The following is a 21,644-nucleotide window of genomic DNA, read 5'->3' on the forward strand; positions in this document are numbered from 1 at the left end:
CTTACGCAAAAAAAAGGCAGATTTCTCTGCCTTAATACACAATATACACCTTTTAAGTTACTATATATAACGATGAGCGCGGGGATATAAGGCGAAAGTGCGATAGCACTTTATGATAGACACAAGTATAATGCTGTTTATCCATACAGGTGGGATTTTAAGTGTTAAGAGCAACTAAAGTACGTATTTACCCGACACAAGAGCAAGTTGAGTTTCTGATAGCTCAGTTTGGCGCTGTGCGGTTTGCGTACAATAAAGCTCTGCATTTAAAGTCTCATATGTACCGCAAGCATGGTGTCACACTGAATCCTAAAAAGGATATAAAGCCACTACTTGCGGTTGCCAAGAAGTCACGTAATTACCACTGGCTAAAGCAATATGACTCTATTGCATTGCAACAGGCTGTAATCAACCTTCATCAAGCTTTTGACAACTTCTTTAATCCTAAAATGAAAGCAAAGTACCCTCAATTCAAGCGCAGACACGGCAAGCAATCTAGCTATCATTGCGTAGGTGTGAAGGTACTTGATGGTGCAATTAAGCTCCCCAAAATGAAGCCTGTAGAGGCGAATATTCACCGTGAGATTGTAGGCAAGGTTAAAAGTATCACTGTCAGTATGAGCAAGACAGGTAAGTTCTACGCATCAATACTTGCTGATGATGGAAAGGATGCGCCAAGCCTACTTAATACGGTACGTACGGTGACGGGCATCGATCTAGGTCTATCTCACTTTGCCATTGAGTCGAACGGCAGGAAGGCGGCCAACCCACGATTTGTAAAACGTGCTGAAAAAAATCTCAGACGTAAGCAGCGCCAGCTATCCCGTAAGGCAAAAGGTAGTGCTAACCGAGCGAAAGCACGATTGCTTGTAGCTAAATGCCATGAAAAGGTAGTGAACGCTCGGGCTGATTTTCAACATAAACTCTCTCGAACTCTCGTTGACGAAAACCAAGCAGTGATAGTTGAGACATTGAAATCAGCCAACATGATGAAAAACCGCAAACTAGCGAAGCACATAGCGGATGCTTCATGGCATAGCTTTGTTGTTAAGTTGGAGTACAAACTGAAAGAGGTAGGTAAACACCTAGTTAAGCTCGATCAGTGGTACGCCAGCTCTAAAACTTGTCATTGTTGCGGTCATAAAATGGAAGAAATGCCCTTATCAGTTCGCAAGTGGGATTGTCCATCTTGCGGCACTACAGATATAGACCGCGACTTAAATGCCGCCCTCAATATCCGCGATAAAGGTATTCTGGAATTAAAGGCGGTTGGACGATCGTCTCTGCTTATGGAAGCTGCGTAAGTCTCGATACTATCGAGCAACGGCTAACGAAATAAGAAGCATCGCCCGATTAGGGCGGTGAGTAGTCACCTAGGCTTAAAACATTGTAGCCTTTGTCACTAGTGACATCTCGACAAATCTCAGCAACCGGACTTCCACCAATCGCTGGTTCATGAGCCTTTAGATCAACGACACTTATCCAATTCCCAAACAGACAAAACGCGTACAGCCAAACGTCTGCTCAAGTAATGATACTTGCTCAGTTGTTGGGTAGATGCGGTATTTATAAGCTTTCTCCTTCATTCTTACAAGAATACATCATTTTTTGTGAGTGTAAAGAATATTTATTCCCTAACTAGGAGCGGCATTTCCTCCCCTCCCTTCGCGCTTCGCGACTACGGAAGAGGTATCCATGCCGGAAATTCAATGAACAAAATGACTTTTGAATTAGAAGAGCTAACCTTGGATGTAGGTATCATTATTACCGATCTAAAGCTTAACATTCTTGAGATTAATCCTTTTTTTATTCAGCACCTTACCATGCCTTACCGGGATAAAGAGCTCGCCGGCGAAAACCTACTTCAATTATTTAGCTTTCATAAATCGGTATTAACCGCGATTGCCAATACCCGAGACTTTAAAGTACGGGAATCTGTTAACTGGCGGGAAGAAAACCATATATTTCCTCTGCAAAATGCAGCGATTGTGACAAACCAGAGCATGCTCATGTACCAGAACGTCACAATTGAACCTTTCAGAGATGGTTTGATGTTCAAAGTGCATAATGCCACCCAAGAAGCGGTAATGAGTATCCAGCTCTCGCAAGCTCATGAAACCTTACAGATGTCAGCACGCCGTTGCCCGATGACAGGTATCTTTAACCGGATGTATATCCTCAACCGTTTGGAAGAGCTTGATGCAAACTACAAACGAAATGAAGATCGGGAATACTCGCTGTTGCTCTTGGATATTGACCATTTTAAAACAGTCAATGACACCTACGGACATGATGTAGGAGATCAGGTGTTAATATGGTTTGCTCAACTTCTAGAGACCACTTTCCGGGAGACTGATTTGGTTGGCCGTTACGGCGGTGAGGAGTTTATTGTTGTCATGACCAATCCCAAGGGGAAAACGTTACCCCACATCGGTGCCAACCGGTTGCTGGAAATCCTCGCTAGAACACCATTTAAAGGACGAGGCCTGGAACTTAACATTACCGCTTCGATTGGTGCCGTTAGTTGCTTTGATGCGCCTACTCCTGAAAAAGCGATCGGTCTCGCTGATGAACTGCTCTATGAGGTGAAACGCTCGGGCCGTAATAATTATAGATGTATCGAACAGCCAGAGATAGCACAACTGGCGTAAACCTATCATTGTTAGTTGCGATCAACCCTATGCAACTAACAATGCATTTAACGTCTGGTAGATCAATTAGCATTTAACTTAGGATTTTACTATTAAAAAGTCATTCATTTGTATTTTAGGGCTTTTTATGAAACACCTATTAGTTAAATATAGCGGACACTCCGATGCTGAGCATTATGCAGAAAATCATAATCTAACTGATTATGATATTGAAAATTTACAAGGGAGGATCGCTGGACTTTTTGAAGGAGAGAAAGGAGACTACGTCAAAACGAAACAGGCTTTATTTAAAATTGTTGATTTAAACATCGCTCCTAACTCGAAATTAGTTGAGTGCAAAGATGCACTCATATTGAATTCAACATTATGGTTGGAAGATCCCAATTCAATTAAATCTCTCGATAATGATACGTTCACATCGTTATTGCGTGTCTACAAAAAATCCAATTCAAAATATTATAACCTGCTTTTGATATTACGGTACTCGAAAAAGAAAACCGAGCACTCTTTTGCCTTGCGAATGGGCTTTCGTAGGATCTCACATCATACTTATGATCACGCACTCGCGAAGTTCAACACAATGGCAAAGAAGTATCAAACCAGGACCGCTGCCTAACACCTTTCACTGTCCATAGGGCTTGGGCGTGAGTGTCCAAGCCGCCACTGGTTATAACCTGAGCGGTTACCCTGACTCCACCCAATCACACCCTAGGGGATGTTCATATCAACAGGCATTCCTCACTATCAGAATAAACAGATCATAACCATTCTTTGATGCGAAATTAGAGTATAGATCAATAAGCTCGCAATCCACCAAATAGATATTATTATATAGCAACCGTTAAACGTAATTCCTTAACCCTAGCTTTACTCGATCAATCTTATTAAAACCAAACTGTTTAGGTTTATTCATTTGCCCTACTAGAACAGTATGAAATTGATTTGTGTTTTTTAGATCAATTAGCTATCGAATTAAAAAGATAGAATAGCGTTAATACTTTTTCATTTGGGGTTAACTTGGTATGTTTGATTTTAATATGATTACTCAATCAATGATGGATAGTGTCACTCAGGATAATACTGTTCCTGAATCTGAAAACATTGAAAAATTATATTATCTTAATCGTGTTGACCATTTACAAGGTAGTATTACTGTAAGTAGGGCATTTCAAATGCTGATCGCAGCTATAGAGGAGCGCAACGCAACAGCGCCTAACTTGGATACGCTATTTGGTTACTCGGGAGCTGGCCCATGCCGTGAAATCATGGACGAGCGATTAACTAAGCATGCAGATAAACGCAATCGCCTTAAATCGATGTTATCAGTTGACGAATACAGCTCGTTAAAAGCGTCAAGCCTTACAGCATTTTATACACCTTTAAATATCTCTGCCGCGCTTTGGGATGGTGCCGTTAAGGCTGGCTTTAAAGGCGGGTCAGTTTGTGACCCAGCAGCCGGTATTGGTCGCCTAGTGTCTACCCTACCGCCACAACTGGTAAATGAAGTCGACCTTACCCTTGTTGATTTTGACAGCCTATCAAGCCAATTTCTTGATTTATTATTCCCTTCTGCCGATGTGATCAATAATGGTTTTGAATCCGTGGCACTATGTGAGCAAGACTTGATAATCGTTAATCCTCCGTTTTCGGATATCAGTATTAGCGACCGCTCACGTGATGGTCGCTATAAAGGCATTGCAGCGCCAACACTTCAAGATTTTTTTATGCTGAAAAGTAGTGCTGCACTAAGGGACGGAGGCCTGCTGCTAGCCGTCCTGCCTGTCGGATGGTTAGATAACAAGAACGAGAAAATTAGGGCGCAGTTAGCAAGCCAACTTGAACTAGTTTCAGGTGTTCGCCTCCCGTACGAAGTCTTTAAGCAGCATGCCAACACATCTCAAGCCGTTGATATCCTTGTTTTCAAGAAGGGTGCAAGCAACAGTAAGGACTGGATCCAGAGTCATGAAGAGGCATATAACAGTACATTCTACCAGCGCAACGCTTGCATTGGTTCGCGAGTAACTGACCTCACAACACCTGAGATAACCGCTATGTATGGTCGGGATTCGGTGATTTATGGCAATGGTGGCTGCAAACTGTCTGAAGATGCTATCAACCAAGCCATCATTCAATGCTTCGACGCCCTGTCTTATCAGCATGTTGAAAGAGTGCGGCATCAATCAGAATATAAAATCATTTCCGCTGATCAAAAATCAGTGCCTTTTTCCTATGCACGTACTGAATGCGGCCAATTGGTACGAAAAACAGCTACGCCAGGTTTTTTTACGCAAGGCTATGAAAGTGGGTCAAAAAAATATGATCGCGTGATTGGCTTAATCGATATCGCCAATACGCTAACTTCTATTTTCGAGCTGGAAGATTCAGCAACAGCCGATGAGCACGAACTAAGCAAGCTAAGAGTTGAATTAAACGCACTCTATGACAGTTTCCGGTCAAAATACGGTTGCGTGAGTAACAATGCTAATCGGTTGGCCTTTCGACGAGACGCCCGTTTCGCTGAAATCCAAAGCTTGGAAGTTGACTATATGCCGCCTGAAACAGACGACCAAGGCAAGGTGATCACTAGCGAGTCAGCCAGCAAAGCCAAAATTTTCAGTGAGCGTGTATTTACACCGTGGAAAGCACCGGAACGCTATGATAATTGCACCGATGCATTAACCGCTTCACTGTGTCTTAATAACAGCATTGACTTAGATCTGATATCAAGACTCACCGGCCAAACTATCGAACAGGTAACAAGTGAACTCTACGGCTCTAGTATTTTTGAAGACCCTAACACCGATGAATTCCAGTTACGCTCGGCTTATCTATCCGGTAATGTCAAAGCAAAATTAACGGAAGCCCAGGCCGCCGTGAGTCTGCGGGGTAATCGATTTTTACAAAACGTTGAGCACCTAGAGGCTGTACTACCCGCAGATAAAGCATTGTCAGAAATTACCATTACTATCAATGCACACTGGCTTCCTGATCATATTGTTGAGCAATTCATTGCGAATATTACAGGCCTAGATCACAGTGATGTAATGGCACGTTATATTGATTCAAAATGGTTAATCGAACTGTTAAAGCCTGCAACTATCGCTTTTAGTGGCGACTACGAAACAACACAGCATAGCGGCTTAGAAGTGTTAAGAAAAGTCTATGAAAGCCAACAGCTTATATCATTTCACCCTAAAGTTGACGGCCAACCTAGGCAGGTTGATACTGAGACCACGGCAGCACTTCGGTTTAATGCAACAAAATTAAAACAAGAATGGCAAGAGTTTATTTATTCAGATGCTTCTATCAGTGATGAAATAACAATGGCCTATAACGAAAAAATCAACCGGTATAGCCAATTAGAAAAAATTGAATCTTTCACGCCTGATCTTATGCCCGATGCATCAAACGTTTATAAGCTCTATCCCCACCAAAAAGCTATGATAAGACGCGGTTTATCCGCTGGAAATCAAGGGCTTATGCTAGATGCTTTTTGTGGCGCGGGAAAGACGGTCACTATGAGCTGTATTGCGCATCACTTAGTACGTCTGGGGTTAAAAAAACGTGTCCTTGTGGTAGTGCCAAACCACCTCGTCGGAGCCTTTGCGGGTCAATGGTTGAATTTATACCCGAATGATAGACGGTCATTGCTTACGCTGGATCCAAAATCTTTATCACCGAGCGAAAGAACAGAAATGTTAGCGAGAATCAAGAGCGGTAATTACAATTTTATTATTTGTGCTCAAAGTACGTTCATGAAAATCAAAGCGCCTACTTCAAGCGTGAAGTCAGTAATGGATCGAGACCTGAATAATTTAAACGAAGCGTTATTAAATGCCGATGGTTATACACTCCGTGAAATGGAAAAAGCAAAAAAACGGTTAGTTAACCAAATGCAAACCCTAGATATATCGCAAAGTGAATATAGCTTTGATGCTTTAGGCTTTGATTGTTACTTTCAAGATGAAGCTCACCTCGCTAAAAATTATCACCACCCTAGCTTGGAACTTAAAGGCGTTAAGGGTTCTGGCCCTTGTAGGTCGAGTCTTTTTGCTAAACAGGTAGCCTATGTGAGCCATTACCTCGTTTCTAATTTTGATATTGCTGGTTTGTTTTTGGCAACAGGGACGGTTATTGCCAATAGCTTAACTGAGCTTTACCACTATTTTACTTTGTTATCACCACGCCAATTAGAAGAGCAAGGAATATTTTCACTTGATGATTTTGCTAAAACCTATACAGAAAAAACCAGTGATTATGAGTTAGGTGCAGATGGCAACGTGAAAGTGGTAAATCGATTAACAAAGCTTATTAATATTCAAGAACTGCAATCTTTTTATAAAACCGTTTCTTATATCGTAACGGAAAAAGACCTTAACAAATATATACCTCAGATCACAGTAAACAAGAAAAAATACTCCGCTATTGTCCCTATGACAGGTGGTAAACCTCAGCTAGTGTTAAGTGATACCACCCCTGAAATTGACAAATATATGCTCTCACTTACCGAGCGCGCAAAAGATATAAAAAATAGTCCCGTTAAAAATGATAATCACCTAAACTTGATCACTGATGCAAAAAAATGTTCAATCAGCCCTCAAATGGTAACACCAAGCAGCTTAAATAAAACGTCACCAAAAGTTGATGATTGTATTAAAAAGACCGCTGAAATCTATCATAGACATTCAGATCAGAAAGCCACCCAGTTAATTTATTTGGACATGGGCGTTAACAATAAAAGTAAAATTCCAACAGAAAAAGAGCAAGATAGATTACGATTAAGGGCTAATAATGGTTGTGATGTTTCAAAGGCTGAACTTGATAAAGTAAAAAATGCGTATGTAAATTTGTACTCAATCATGAAAGCTAGATTAGTCATGCTTGGAGTTGATGAAAACACCATAGTTTTTGCTCAAGATTTTGATACAGACTTACAAAAAAATATGCTTTACTCCAACATTAACGATGGTACTTTTCGGGTTGTCATTTCAAGCACAGAGAAATTAAGTGTAGGCGCAAACGTGCAAGAGCGTATTAAAGCAATACACGTTCTCACCCCTCCCTACCGTCCATGTGATTTGATTCAAACTTATTCGAGAGGTATAAGGGTTGGTAACGCTTTATATTATAAAAACCCTGAAAACTATAGCGTAGATGTATTTTACTACGCCCTTAAAAATTCATGTGATAGCTTTCTTTTTCAAATCCTAGAGAGCAAGGCTAAATTCATCTCAAGCTTTAAAGAAAGTACTATTGCAAATAGTATTGAAAACCCAGATAACGATCACCTATCTTATGCTGAAATCAAAGCTGCGGTTAGTGGTAACACTCAAATACTTGATTTAATGAAAATTAATCAACAGATCAAGGAAATGGAAATGGTGAAAACGTCTCAACTTAAAAGAAAGTTAATTAATGACAATGCCATATCTAACACACAAAAACGTATTGAAGTTTTGTCATCAGATAATGAAAAAATCAACTCAGACTTCCAAGAATTAAAGCAAGCCATTCACAGTAAGACGCTTTCACTTTATATTGGTGAAGTTGAGCATAAAGCGATACACCAAAAATTATCAGATTCACTTTATGAGCAATTGAAAGTTACTAGAGAGGCATGTAAAAAAGCACCCGAAATTATAACACTTAAATTTGCTTCAATTGGTCACTTTGATATCCACTTGTCAGGTTCACACTATGTCAGGCCAGAGGTTTTTATTAAGAGTACAATTACAGGTAAAATTTTCAATGTTGATATGAAGCAAGTAACCAAAGCTAAGATACTGGCCTACATGATCAACTATTTAAAGCAACTTCCAAGTAAAATTACAGAAAACAGCACTCATATTGAAAACTTAAATGTCAAAGTATCAGAACTATCAAATTTAACCTTTGATTTTGATAACACTGATTTACTCAGCCTTGAAAAAAGGAAAAACGAGATAGAAGCACAACTTCTTGATACAAACAAAAAAGCTGCTTAACTAATAGAATAACCCTTATTGGTCATGTTGATCAACGAGGGGTATTCATGTAATCGCCCTTTTTTTAGTCCGTTGTTTTCGCTTTGCGAAGTTTAGATCATAGCTGAGGTAATCCAATTCAATTAATTCTTTAGATCAATTGTGTTCGAATTTAAATAGCTATTATGGGTACACATTCAATACGGAGTTAAAGAATATGTATCCAGTAAACGAAGTGTCTAGCATACCAGTTGCAGTTATTAATCCTCTTAAAATTTACGGTAACACCCGTAAAAGCCGCCCTACAGCCGATTTTGAAGCAATTAAGAAAGATATAGCGGATAAAGGTATTCTCCAGAACTTGGTTGTTCGTGTTGTTGATGATAACGTTGAATTAATCAGTGGGTATGGTCGCCTTGATGCTGCTAAAGAGTTAAAAATTGAAAACGTACTGTGTTTAAATAAAGGTGCTATATCCGATAAAGAAGCTCTAGAAATTCAGCTCAGTGAAAACATTAACCGTTCATCATTAACTATTGGCGATAAAATTAACCTATCAATCCAATACTTATCGTTAACTGATGGTGACTACGGTACAGCAGCATCAAAACTTGGTTTCTCAGAAAACCTATTTCGTGAATACCTGCAAATGTCGAAAGGCTCACCAGAGTTACTTGATGCTCTTGATAAGCCTGAATCACCGATTAAAAAGGGACATGTTCTAATCCTAAGTAAGTTTGATAAAGCAATTCAAAATAAGACACTGGAAAACATTGTTGCTAATCCTACTCAATATACCGTTGCGCACCTAAAAACTCAGGCCGAAAAATTTCAACTCCCATTATCAAACGCCAAGTTTGATAAAGATGAGTGTACCTATTGTCCTCACAATACTTGTCAACAGTTTACTGCATTCGGTGACAATGAAGATGAGAAGTGCGCTAAATCAAGCTGTTATTTTGATAAATCTCAGCAATGGCTACAATCGCGCTTGCCTGTCCTTCAAGAGAAATTTCCACTCGTATTAACAACCGAGCAAAAAGCTATTGCTGATACACGCAAGATTGATATACAGGTATTAGGGGAAGAACAAGTAAATAGTGGCTGTGTGTCTTGCGAGCATAATGCAGCACTGGTTTCCACGAATTTTGACACTTTTGGGATGGTTCAACCTAGCCTGTGTACGAACCTCGAATGTTACAACCAGTGTGTAGCACGATTGGCAGACCCCGAGGGTAACGATCAGGTAGAAAACAACTTAGATCCAAATGTTGGCCTAGATCTGGACTCCGACAATCAAACATCTAATGATGAAGATGAAGTCGCTACAACAGCAGCTCCATTAACAAAAAAAGTCAGTTGTACATATAGTAAAAAGCTAACCGAGCAATTTGCACAAGAAATTCAGTCTATTGTTACACCGACTATTCTTGAGCAAACGAGTTTTAATATGGCTATTGTGATTAAAGCTTTATCAGATCAACTTGCCACTAAGCACAAGACCAACAAAACAATCGCTGAATTGTCACAACTAGATGCCAAAGAACTTAACGGTATGATGGGGGCAATGCTGTCTGCTTTTGTGAAGCAAGAACCAAACAGTAACACAAGTGGCTTTGATGCTAACTACCAAATCCGATCCGCAGCACTGAACCATAGCAATGCCAACTCCGCTATTTTTGAAAAGGCCATTAGAGAATGGAAACCTTCAACCAAAAATCTGACCTTGCACACTATCGATCAGTTAGTACAGTTAGCCACAGATTCAGGGCTAGCAGAACACTACAATCAGCATAACGACCAAACCTTTGCGGTGGCCGCTGGTAAGTTGAACAAGAAAGACTTGGTCGATTTCATCATGAAAGTTGATTTCGATTGGTCACATTTTGCACCAGACCACTTCAAGAAAATGCTTACCCAACCATCAGTGAAATAAAGATCGTGATAATGATCAAGCCCGTACCAGACGGGCTTGTTGTTTTGATTTACTAACGATATGATTCAAATCCCTTTTCAATCTGATTTTCCGCCTACGGGTACACCTTACGTCACTGTTCAGGTGTTTTTTTGTTACCACTAGGTTTACCTATAATACCACACCAAAAATTGCCTAATCTTTTCTCTTGCTGCCAAAAAATGTGGTATTTTTAACGTAAAATTTCGATATAAAGATCGTGCCAACTATTTTAATCACAGTTTTCAACCCTACTTTTGCTGCCAAAAAATGTTGTATTTTTAACGTAAATTCCAGATATAGATTTGTGGTACAATTTATAAAAAGTCTACTCAAGGTATTGATTTAATTGGTTTATGTCAGAGCCAATCTTTCATATAGTTTTGGGATAATCAACAAAGTTCACATTTTTAAAAACTCATGTGGCACTATCGGTAAAGCATTGATTCACTGTAGTAATATAGTGAAAATTCAAAAGATACTCTGTGGTAAGATAGCGACCAGAAGAAAAAATAAGCGTGGTAAGATAGCGACACTAGAAGTCTTACTTTATCTTTTTCTCAAAGAACGAATTTAGCCTTTACTCATTATGGCACTCGGCATACAGACACTTTAACGTTGGCATCACAGGCTCTCCCCCTTTCCTATCAACAAGTTTAGCGTTGGCATTACAGCTATAAGTCCCGCCAGACCAGCCCGTTTAACGTTGGCACTACAGGTATTTCCCTGTCAGATCAGGGACTTTAGCGTTGGCAGTACAGGTATAACCCTATCAGATCAGGGGCTTTAGCGTTGGCATTACAGGTATTGCCCGATCAGAGCAGGGGCTTTAGCGTTGGCATTACAGATATAGGCACGGTCAGATCAGGTACTTTAGCGTTGGCATTACAGCTATTTGTCCCGCCAAGCCAGCTCGTTTAGCGTTGGCATTACAGCTATTTGTACCGTCAGGCCAGCCCGTTTAACGTTGGCATTGCAGCGATTAGTCCCGCCAAGCTAGTTCGTTTAGCGTTGTCATTACAGCTATTTGTCCCGCTAGGCCAACCCGTTTAACGTTGGCATTGCAGCGATTAGTCCCGCCAAGCCAGTTCGTATAGTGTTGGCATTGCAGCGATTAGTCCCGCTAGACCAGATCGTTTAGCGTTGGCATTACAGCTATATGTCCCGCCAAGCCGGTTCGTTTAGCGTTGGCATTACAGTTCATTCTCTCGCTAGGCCAGCCCGTTTATCGTTGGCATTGCAGCTATTAGTCCCGCCAAGCCAGCCCGTTTAACGTTGGCATTGCAACTATTAGTCCCGTCAAGTCAGCTCGTTTAGCGTTGGTATTACAGCTAATGGCAGTGGCCGAGCAGAAACTTAAACGTTGGTATCGCAGGTATTGTCTCCTCTCCAGGCGTCCATTTGAGCGTTTAATAACATTTATTGTCTTAAGGTCAACACGCAACCTAGTAAATAGTCACCTGTATAAGGCCAAAAACAAAGGCATGTAGGTCTGAGCGCACAAGATGGTATCAAGTATTCAGAAGGTACCAGGATGTCGGATGTGAAGTGCTCTGAAAGAGATGAGCTTTCCACTTCCCTGTTCAAAGAGATTTTCCCTCTATATATAGATAACTTTGTAAAGGAGTCTTAGCGTACCTACGGACAAGCATTACTGCCCGACTAAATCAGCTGTGTTAAGACCGTTCTATTACAACAATTGATAGTGAGCATGTAGTGCAAGGCTGTCATATAACATCGTTTATCTTTACACCATATGAGCATGGTGACATATAAAGTCAAAATATAGAGTGTTTATAAGGGCATTTTTACTACGACTTATGCCGATATGGACAAATAAAGAGTCGTTTATTAACTTTTTATTGCAGACGCTCAATAAATAACCATTAAAAACATCAATTTTGTGTATAAGTCTGTGTAAAACCTGTTATCCAACCTTGATCATTCTTCGGTAAATATTATGATCATCTTTCCGGAATCATGATGATCATCTTTCCGGTACAAACTTGATCATTCTTTCAGGGTTAACTTGATCATTCTTCCGCAAGTCAAGCAGATGACCGCTCGGTTCGTTTCAGACAAAAAATCTGAAAAAACAATACGTTAAACGATTAGGGTTCAAAAAAAAAGTCAATCAGATCATAGGATCAGATCAACAAAAAAATCATTTTGATCAGAAATTTATAAAGATCTCATCAACAAAAAAATCCTAATTTTTGGTGTTTTTCGATCAAAAACTCTGCTAAGATTTTTGGCAGAATGTAATTTAAACGTAAATTTGCGATATGACTGATTTAACGCACCGTTATACAACTCCCATATTTTCTATAAACGAGAGTTCTAAGAAAACGCTTGTTGAGTTGTTACGTTTCGTTAAACCAACATCTGTAAATAATAAGATGCTGAATGCTTGTATTAGCTTATATAACTATTTTCAAAATAATGAAAATCGTAACATAGAGCTAAAAGACATTTTGGATGATGAAGGTATACAGGTATCTGACAGATCAGCGAAAAGGTTTATACAAGAATATGTTAAACGAGGTATTTTTATAGAAGAGCCTGCTGATAAGGCTCAGTATAATATCTCCACAACTAAAACACGGCTTATAACTGTCAAGTCGATCACTGATCTTGGTGATCTAGAACAGTTACTGAATGACGAACTACCTAAGCCGAAGAAACTTGTTGGTAGAGCCAGCAAGAAACACGCTAAAGAGCAATTTAACAAAATAAACGTCTACGAACCCACGCAAAAACTGAAAGTTTCTGCGTCAACAATGCTTAACGCCATCCAAAATTCACTATCCGGCCTCGTTGTGCCAGGAAAAGAGATTCGTGGCCGAAAGGAGTGCAACAGAAAGGAAAGTGGAGCCGTAGATTTTTGTGTATCCGTATATGGTGTGACAAATGAATATGATGCTCACATCAACAAAATCATGATGACGCTCACTCATGAGTATATGCATCAGCGAAAACTGGAAGGTAATCTTCCAGAGGATTTGAATGAGTTGGTAATTCCAATCTATATCTCGCAGATTGTTGAAAGACTGGGCTTAAGCGGCTCCGGACCAGAACGGGAAGCAATATCTCGATCCATAATCAGAAATTGCTCCACTACACTCACACTCCGTAATGCTAACGAATATCTTGGTATTAAAAACGTCACAGGTAACCCCGAGGTCGATGGATTTAAACTGATCGATCAGTATAAATTTATATCAAGCCGGGAAGAGCGCAATGTTGATGGCAATAAACAGTTCGAATATAGAGCACCTCCATCACAAAATAACTCTAGCGCCCAATATTTAAACAAACAACTTGAGCGTGATTTTAACGATGTACTGCCTTTTTCCGCTGTTGCAATAACTTGGCACAGAAAGGTCATGAGACATATAGCCCAACTCCAGCACTTTCAATCTGTAAATAAACTCATTTTTCAGTTGGCTCCTTCAATAGCAAACCTATATTCTTTGCTGCTTGAGGATTACAGCCTAGAAAGGAAACAATTTACAGATGATAATGAGGTTATGACCTGCACAATAATGGATATTGGTAAATCTCTATGGCCATATGAAGATGAAAATGACCAGAAGAAATTGACTCATAAGTTATTGAAAACTATCATTGCTTTGGAAACAAACGCTAAACCATCTTTGCAAGGTTTTTGCGAAAAGGTTGATGAAGAAGGGGATTCAGCAACCTTTAACTTAGAACTTATGGGCTTTTCCATAGAGTTGTTTGTGCCTTATGCCAAACAGATGAGGAGGATTTCTAATCTCTCATCTCAGCTTTTTATCAGGGTTGATAACAAAAAATTACTCGAGTTCGCTGAGGCTCTAGAGCATTCTGAAAGTAGTAAAGCCCCTTCAGTGCCAAGTCCGTTCTATCAAAACTCAATGAAGCGCGAAACGCACCTTCCCGTTTCTATCAAAAAAATGGAAGAAAAAATAATAATAGACCACAAGTCTTATTATTATATCTATGAGCATCGTGGTGGAAAATTCAGATTTATTTTATCTCAGTACACGGAAGAAAAAGATATTGCCATTATGTGCGCTGAAATGGCTAATGAAACCGGCTATAGTCATACTTCGATTGAAATGATGCTGGAAAAGCATAGGTCGAGAAAGTCTCTCATCGACGGTCTGACGATTGAACGAGTACGTGAAGTGAGTGAAGAAGGTTTTACTGCCGCTCAAATCATTGAAATTTCGACCGCAAAAGGGCTTCACCGGGTGAAAGCAGCGATAATCGAAGACGCGATATTAGGTGCCGCTCAGTTGCGAAAAGCCCTAGAAAAGAGAAAATGATTTAGTTTGGTAGGGCAGCTATGCTGAGCTGCCCTACCCTCCTCCCCGTCAGAGCTTCCTTAGCTCAGAAAGAAAGACGCCAAATTCGCTCATTTTCATAGCTTTAAACCTGAATTTTTTTCCCGAGCGCAGGCATTTTGCCAGTTGTTTTGCGTATTGTGTTATTATTTCAGTTTGGGTTGGGGTCATCGCAAATAGCTCCTTGACTCAATAAGGCATCAGAAATTGCAGTTTCTTAAATGCCAATAAAATAGAAAGCCGGTTTGGAGTTGCAGCTCTCAAGCCGGCTTTTTTTGTGCACTTTTCAAGCATTATTATTTAAGCATCATTTCAATGAGTAAACAACACTTTTTAACCTCAAAGTCAAAAAAGTGAAGTTCACGCTAGTTTTTTGTTGTTCTGCAGAAAGATTAAGGTTAGTATTCTTACATACTCATAAAAAGCTTACAGGATCAGTGCCATGGATTATGATCAAATAGTAGCGCTTGGTGAACGAGCTGCTGAGGCTCGGGAAAATCGCTCTTATATCCAAGTCGAAGCGAAAAGTGATGCAGAAACTAAGGTCTACTCAAAAAGAGAACTGCATACAATTTTGAAAATGATGCACGTCAGAATTGGTGAGAAAAACCTTACGGCGAAAATTGAAGAAATTGCTGCTGAAAAAGACCGAGAATTTGAGCGTGTAGGTAAAAACAATCAATACAAATTCACATTCGATGACGTCCTGTTTATCGCTGCTGAGATGGGGGTACCTCGCTACTCTGACCATGGCAGAAAAGCGTTTAAGCTTATTTTGGAAAATTTGAAAGGCGGCGTTGGCAAAAGCTTGAGCACAATCATGTTTGTTGATGGTATTACTCTACTCGATAGATATATGATGTTACGCCATCGTGTTTTGATTGTTGATCTTGATCCACAAGCAACTACTACTCAACATTATCTACCTGGCTATGATATTAAAGAGGGTGATATCACGTCTCTGACTGCCATGGCTATGCCAGATATTACACGTGAAATGCTTATAAACTCTGGACTCGGCATCAAAAAAACCTCTAACCCTCAGGTAGACATTCTACCTTGTGGTACAGCAGATGGCTTCCTAGCTGACGATATAGATGACCCTGAAATTTGTGATGGTTCAAAATATTTTAACCTATTACAGGAACGAATTACTGATCTTGTTGAGTACGATTATGACATCATTTTGTTTGATGCCGGGCCCCACATGGATAAAGTGATGAAAAATTGCATTGCTGCAACAGATGCAATTATGGTTCCAGTACCGCCAACTTTTTTCAATTTTGATTCATCCGTTAGATTCATTGAACGCCTACCAGAGGTTATCGAAGAACTTATTGAGGAAGGCTATAATCCAGCAAAACTTTCTTTTATCGGTGCATATATTTCAAAAGATCTGAAAACAGTCAACAGACGGAATAAGCATGATTCTGATATTTACGAAGGTGCGATGAATGAACTTAATGATGTTTTTGGTCATCAGTATGTTTTAAAGCGAACTTTGCCGGCAGAGACGGCCTATGAAAGATGTGCCGAGGATTCTGGTACCGTCTTTAGCATCAATAAAAAGACTTATGATGGTGACGTCAAACCATTCAATCGTGCCTATACAGCGGCTGAAGAATGGGTTAAAGAGCTTTACGAAATGGTTGTCGCTTACCACAAAAGAAGAGATCAGTAATTATGGCTAGAGATCGTAGTGCACTAAAAGCACGTGCATTAGCAGCAAAAAAAGCAGCAGAAGAGAAAGCAGCAGAAAATGGTCGTGAGAAACAGCTTTCTGAAACTTCTAAGCAGGATAATGTTAATTCCGAATCAGGCTCTGTTTCGGATGCGTCTCAGCACAATACTCTAACCACTAATAGTATTGATAAGAGTGTAAACAAAGATAGTAATCCGTCTCGCTCACGCACAATCCAATTACCGAGCGGTAAAGAAGTTACGCTAATGCTGGTAACGTTGATCGGTAAAGCTGAGATTGAAGCTAAAACGAAAGTAGCGCCAAGCAATATCCGCAATAAGGACTGGCTGACAGAAGAGCGCCTCTCTGAGATGCTGGCCGACTTCCGCGAAGGTTATCAAATTCTTCCTGGTATCGCTTATCGGGGTGAAGATGGTGTCGACTACGTCGTTGATGGGTCTACTCGACGCTGGTGTGCAATCGAAACCGACTCTTCGTACATTTATGAAAGATCAGATCAGGAACTAGATCTGGAAGATGCTGAATTTATTGTAAAAAAATCAGCATTACATAATGATTTCAGTGACTACGAGTGGGGGGCGTTTTATCTCAGTAAGATAGAGGAAACTGGCAAAAAACAAAAAGAAATTGCTTTGGAGTACAAAGTTAAAGAGTCAGATCTATCGAGATATATTAATCTAGTAAAAGTGGATGAGTCTATCATCGATTTTATCCCCTACGTTGCAGTGTTAACGAAACAAGAAAGCCGTAACGTGATTGATTATTCAAAAACGCTGGCCAAGCTAAATGTAAATATCGAAGACTTTATCTTAAAGGTTCAAGAAGCTTCAGATGATGAAGTAAAAGCAGCCAAGGATCTATATTTAGCCAATTCTGCATTTTTAACTGCCTTCTCTGCTCAAATTGAGATCGAGAAAAAGCTTGCAAAGGCTCAACAAAAGCAAGGCCGCCCTGCAACAAAAAAACCTGAACCTCGTGTTATCCACGAAGATAAAAGCAAAAAATCCAAAGTGTTGATGGCTCAAGACCCTAAGAAACGTGAGACAAGTTTTGTATTGAAGCGGTGTGATAATGATGATGCGGAAGAGATTTATAAACTGATCGAGGCGTATTACTCAAAGAAAAAAGCTGTACATGATGCTGTTGATAGTGAGTAAAAAGAAGAGCTGAATTTGGTTGATTCATAAGGCGCTTAAAAGCGTTACTCCCACTTATATTGTTAATTAACCGCCAGTATTTGGCGGTTAATATTCATTTTACGCAAGTACCTGTACAAACTATCTCAAGTTTATTTAAGTCCTCCTTCAATGCTGGTTCCATCAAGTAATAGTTACCTTGCTTTAAACGCGCTTATGATATGATTTCCTGACATTCTTGTGACTACTCACCGCCCTCATCTTATCTATAGCATTTATAGTTGAAGCGTTATAAATAAAGGTCTGGTACGTTATTTACTGTAAACAACGTACCATTTTTCTATTTTGCGTAGAGTTATCCACTGAATCGGTGGATAAGAGGCAATTCAGCCACGGTTACAGTCAAGTAGACGAGCAAGGCCGAAGGCGTGATCATTGTTCGATGTTTACCGTGATAGTCATTAATCGCCAAGCGGAGGCGCTTCACCACAATGTAATCAAGATCCCCTTTTTTGACGCGGGGTAACATTCGTCTATACCGAATGTCGTTAACTTTATATCCTTTTACGCTTACTCGCTTTTTGTCAAACAGCTGACTGACCGCTGACTCAAAGACCATGTGATAGCCGTTTGGTTTTTTGGATAGTTCGGATGCGCGGATAAATTAATCTTGGGAATAGTCAGCTTGGTTTGCATGATTGAGCGCCACAATGATAGGCATTATAGATCGCCTTGGGTTATCATTATGGATTGTTTCGCATAACCGTTTTAACTCACACAGTGATAATTCCATTCGCTTCTCTAAACCGTTTAAGTAACGCCTCAAACTACCGTTATAAATCAATCTGGCTCTTTATGCTATGACGCGCTACGCCAATGAGTAACATTTCCTCAGTAACTCGTCCTTTTCTTCCGTCGGCAGAGATCGCAAACCATTGTCGATTGTGCCAGTGCAATTGAACGACCATGCGCTCGCCGGATTGCTCAATCAGAGCGTGACACCGATTGTGCGGATTGCGACCAAACTCCAGTATCAGCACATCGCCTTTCTCTAAATGCAGTGGTGGGTAATCATCTTCGAGAGAATACGGATGCGTCACGCCAGGCTTTGGCATCAGGTACTCAACGATGTCATCACCAACAGGTTTTTCGACAAAGCCGTCAGTGGGTGGTGGGAATGGCATAAAGTCTCCATAAATAAGAAACGCCCCAGGCTCTTAGGAATCTGAGGCGTACAGAATGGTTTCTGTTTTCACCGCCTGCGAGGCGTTATACGTAGATCTGATTACGCAGTGCGTATCATTTCCTTCTAAGCCACCAGCAAGGTGTTATCATTTTGGAACAAGGTGCGCATTGCAGAGCTTGCACGATATTTCGTTTCAATCCACGGTTTATCTAGTCCTACGACTGACATCAACCTCTGACATCACTTTGAAACGCAGGGCAGATTAGGTGTGTAACCTTAGAGCAAGATTACCAATTTCGTTCAGCTTCAATGAAGTCTGCCCACATCACAAAATTAGTTCTTTCTGGCCAATTAGTCAAAGTTGCGGAATATTTTGGTGTATTCCGCGGAATAATAGGCAAAATTCCGACTTAAAATCGCATTAAAACAACGGCTTAGGTCGGAATTTTGGCTTGGTGAGATTTTACGGTTTTTGACCCTCAAATTGCGCCACAGCAGACTCAATAATTTTGTTAAGTTCAGCCGCTTCAGCCTTGGTCAAATAGCTAAATTCGAACGAGAGGTTGCGTCCTTTGGTGCGTCTTCGGGCGGATTTGTTTGTATTGGCAAAGCTCGCCAGATGCTCAACAACCGCCTTTTCAGCTTTCGGTTTTGGCGCAGTCACCGCAGCCTTTAGCTGGCCGATGACCGTCGCAACATCGCCTGTTTCCAACCCTTCAATGATAGCCTCTTTGTCATTACGCTGATCCAGCTCGGCAGCCATCTTGACCAAGGCATCGTAATCACTGGCGGCCAGCTCGTTGATGTCGGCAAAGCACTTATAAATCGCCTTGTCTACCGATGTGGTCTTCAGTGCTTTGGAAACACGAGACTGACTACAGCCAAGCGCTTCAGCAATATCGGCCTGCTTCATACCTTGCTCTTTCATCGGCAGGGCTTGCTGGCCAATCTCATACAGGCAGTGCTCACGTGCCGTCTGGATTTCTTTAGCCAGTGCCTTTGCATCGGCTACTGAGATATCAGCCGTTGTCACCATGACACGGAATGATTTGATTTGACCTTCTTTCAACAGTACATAGGCACGGCGGCTTGAGCCGTCCAAGATTTCAATCTTGCCGTCTTTCTGCTTTACACCAATTGCTGGCAGGTATTGCTGGCGGTCAAGCGATGACAGTCGCGCCAGTGCGTCTGCGGTGAGTAGTTCCTGATCACGGCCGTTGGTTTCGAACCTGACGAATGTTTTATTTTTCAGGTCATCGAAGCTAAGGGTCTCCTCAACAAAGGCCGCTTTCATACCTGATTTTAGCGTCCATTCCTGGAGCTTAGCCTTTGGTCTTACAATGCCGGTACTGGTATCAACCTTACCTTTATTACCACCTGCTCGCATGTCTGTTACTCCGCTGCCAGTATCTTGATGCTGTTTAAAAATTGTTGGCCGAAGTTCCGGCTGGAAATCAGCGCCTCATCGTAGCGCTTGCCGCTGGTACTGACTTTCGATTTTTGCAGATCGAACACCGTACAGCCCTTAGTCGCGGCTTCTTTAAATAGCTCGTTGCTCACCAGTGTTGCAGTCATCATGTCATCACGCACCGAGCGGATCAGCTTATCAAAGACCAGCTGGTCGGCTTGGCTGTTGGCATCGTAGTTTACTGCTGCAAATTTGCACCACTTAATATTCTTACCGCCCGACGGCAGCGCTCGAAACTGCTCAGGCAACAGGCTGATAAAGTTGGCCGTTGAGGTGAAGTCCAATTCGTGGGGTGTAACCGGCACAAAGACCGCATCGGTAGCCTCTAGCACCATCCATGTCAGCGGGCTGTTCTGTGGCGGGGTGTCGATAAGGATAATGTCATACTGCTCCTTCAGGATAGGCATAACATCATTTTTCAGGCGCTCAATCATTGCCACCTGATCTGCCTCATCCGTCAGGCTATGGAAGTGATCGGTGAACCGTTCGTCATTAGGGTGGGCGGCCATCACTTCTAGGTTCGGCAGGTGTGTTTTTACCGGGGCCAGTCTAACCAGCTCATCAAATGTGTAGCCAGCATCAATCAGCTCCGCAACTTCGCCATCCGGCTCGTCATTGGACATCAGCAGATCGACGGCAGTCAATACCACGCTGTCATCGTCCTCGCCGCGGCGGAAGTTGACCGCCTGTGACCCTTGCGGATCTAAATCAAGGATAAGTACGCGGGTATGGACATCAGTCGCCAGTGCAATGTGACAAGCCAGCGTCGAGACTGTTGTGCTCTTACCCGTGCCGCCTTTATGGTTGATCACCGAGCAGGCTTTCGAGCTGTATCGGTCAGCATACTTGGTGTAGCCAAAGTGTTTTTGCAGCTCAAGAAAATCGTGGCGAGTATGCTTCTTCTCCTTGTTCTGCGCGATATGGTCGCCAATGCGGCCTTCTTCGCGCAGCTTGGCGATCACCTTGTTGAGTGTCGGCCCAGAGGTCCTGAAGTGTTTTGCCATTTCGGTTTTATTGAAGGCATGAACGTAAACGCGGCTCTCAACACCGTCTTCGACATCCTCGTCAGTGACTCTTACCGAAAAAATCTCTTGTTTTGAGGCGGTTTCGCTGAGAAGACGCTCGCCGATCTCCTCAAGTTTACAGTCCATCATTGCCTATCCTAATCAAATGGTTTGGTATTTTCTTAGTATAAGAGGATTTTCTTTTTGTTCAATAGTCTTTTTTTTGGTATGAGGGCTATTTTTAGGGTT

At 41.3% G+C, this 21,644-nt stretch carries 13 protein-coding genes; 8 read left to right on the forward strand and 5 right to left on the reverse strand.

From position 1 onward, the window contains the following. Window positions 1–161: 161 nt before the first annotated feature. Window positions 162–1,304 carry an RNA-guided endonuclease TnpB family protein gene (locus NHN17_RS09810; protein ID WP_255042215.1) on the forward strand — a complete coding sequence of 381 codons (1,143 nt, stop codon included), beginning with the start codon at window positions 162–164 and terminating at the stop codon, window positions 1,302–1,304. 174 nt (window positions 1,305–1,478) lie between these two features. Here the strand turns inward: NHN17_RS09810 and NHN17_RS09815 are convergent, their stop codons facing one another. After that, window positions 1,479–1,586 carry a helix-turn-helix domain-containing protein gene (locus tag NHN17_RS09815; RefSeq protein WP_255042217.1) on the reverse strand — a complete coding sequence of 36 codons (108 nt, stop codon included), beginning with the start codon at window positions 1,584–1,586 and terminating at the stop codon, window positions 1,479–1,481. A gap of 123 nt (window positions 1,587–1,709) precedes the next feature. Between NHN17_RS09815 and NHN17_RS09820 the strand changes: the two genes are divergently transcribed. From NHN17_RS09820 to NHN17_RS09850, 7 genes are all read left to right on the forward strand, one after another. Next, entirely contained in the window at window positions 1,710–2,651 is a 942-nt protein-coding gene (locus NHN17_RS09820; RefSeq protein ID WP_255042219.1) for a sensor domain-containing diguanylate cyclase, read from the forward strand. A 127-nt stretch (window positions 2,652–2,778) separates the two neighbouring features. Continuing rightward, window positions 2,779–3,267, forward strand: coding sequence for a hypothetical protein (locus tag NHN17_RS09825; RefSeq protein WP_255042220.1), 489 nt, complete (start codon window positions 2,779–2,781; stop codon window positions 3,265–3,267). A gap of 406 nt (window positions 3,268–3,673) precedes the next feature. Further along, on the forward strand, window positions 3,674–8,635 hold the full coding sequence (locus tag NHN17_RS09830) for a helicase-like domain-containing protein (RefSeq protein WP_255042222.1): 4,962 nt from the start codon (window positions 3,674–3,676) through the stop codon (window positions 8,633–8,635). 196 nt (window positions 8,636–8,831) lie between these two features. Then, the gene (locus NHN17_RS09835; RefSeq protein WP_255042223.1) at window positions 8,832–10,550 is read left to right on the forward strand and encodes a ParB N-terminal domain-containing protein; all 1,719 of its coding nucleotides are present in this window, start codon (window positions 8,832–8,834) and stop codon (window positions 10,548–10,550) included. 2,303 nt (window positions 10,551–12,853) lie between these two features. After that, the gene (locus NHN17_RS09840; protein ID WP_255042225.1) at window positions 12,854–14,881 is read left to right on the forward strand and encodes a hypothetical protein; all 2,028 of its coding nucleotides are present in this window, start codon (window positions 12,854–12,856) and stop codon (window positions 14,879–14,881) included. 460 nt (window positions 14,882–15,341) lie between these two features. Beyond that, entirely contained in the window at window positions 15,342–16,580 is a 1,239-nt protein-coding gene (locus NHN17_RS09845) for a ParA family protein (protein WP_255042226.1), read from the forward strand. Window positions 16,581–16,582: 2 nt separating this feature from the next. Beyond that, complete coding sequence (locus NHN17_RS09850; RefSeq protein ID WP_255042227.1) at window positions 16,583–17,758, forward strand: hypothetical protein; 1,176 nt, start codon at window positions 16,583–16,585, stop codon at window positions 17,756–17,758. 334 nt (window positions 17,759–18,092) lie between these two features. Here NHN17_RS09850 and NHN17_RS09855 read toward each other — a convergent pair whose 3' ends face one another. The 4 genes from NHN17_RS09855 to NHN17_RS09870 form a co-directional block, all read right to left on the reverse strand. After that, window positions 18,093–18,356: a hypothetical protein gene (locus NHN17_RS09855; protein WP_255042228.1), complete on the reverse strand. Its 264-nt coding sequence runs from the start codon at window positions 18,354–18,356 to the stop codon at window positions 18,093–18,095. Window positions 18,357–18,570: 214 nt separating this feature from the next. Next, entirely contained in the window at window positions 18,571–18,921 is a 351-nt protein-coding gene (locus NHN17_RS09860; RefSeq protein ID WP_255042229.1) for a hypothetical protein, read from the reverse strand. Window positions 18,922–19,386: 465 nt separating this feature from the next. After that, window positions 19,387–20,310: a ParB/RepB/Spo0J family partition protein gene (locus NHN17_RS09865; RefSeq protein ID WP_255042231.1), complete on the reverse strand. Its 924-nt coding sequence runs from the start codon at window positions 20,308–20,310 to the stop codon at window positions 19,387–19,389. Window positions 20,311–20,315: 5 nt separating this feature from the next. Beyond that, window positions 20,316–21,545 (reverse strand): ParA family protein, encoded by a 1,230-nt coding sequence (locus tag NHN17_RS09870; RefSeq protein ID WP_255042232.1) that lies wholly within the window; start codon window positions 21,543–21,545, stop codon window positions 20,316–20,318. Window positions 21,546–21,644: the final 99 nt, after the last annotated feature.

Source organism: Photobacterium pectinilyticum (assembly GCF_024357955.1).
Lineage (GTDB): Bacteria > Pseudomonadota > Gammaproteobacteria > Enterobacterales > Vibrionaceae > Photobacterium > Photobacterium pectinilyticum.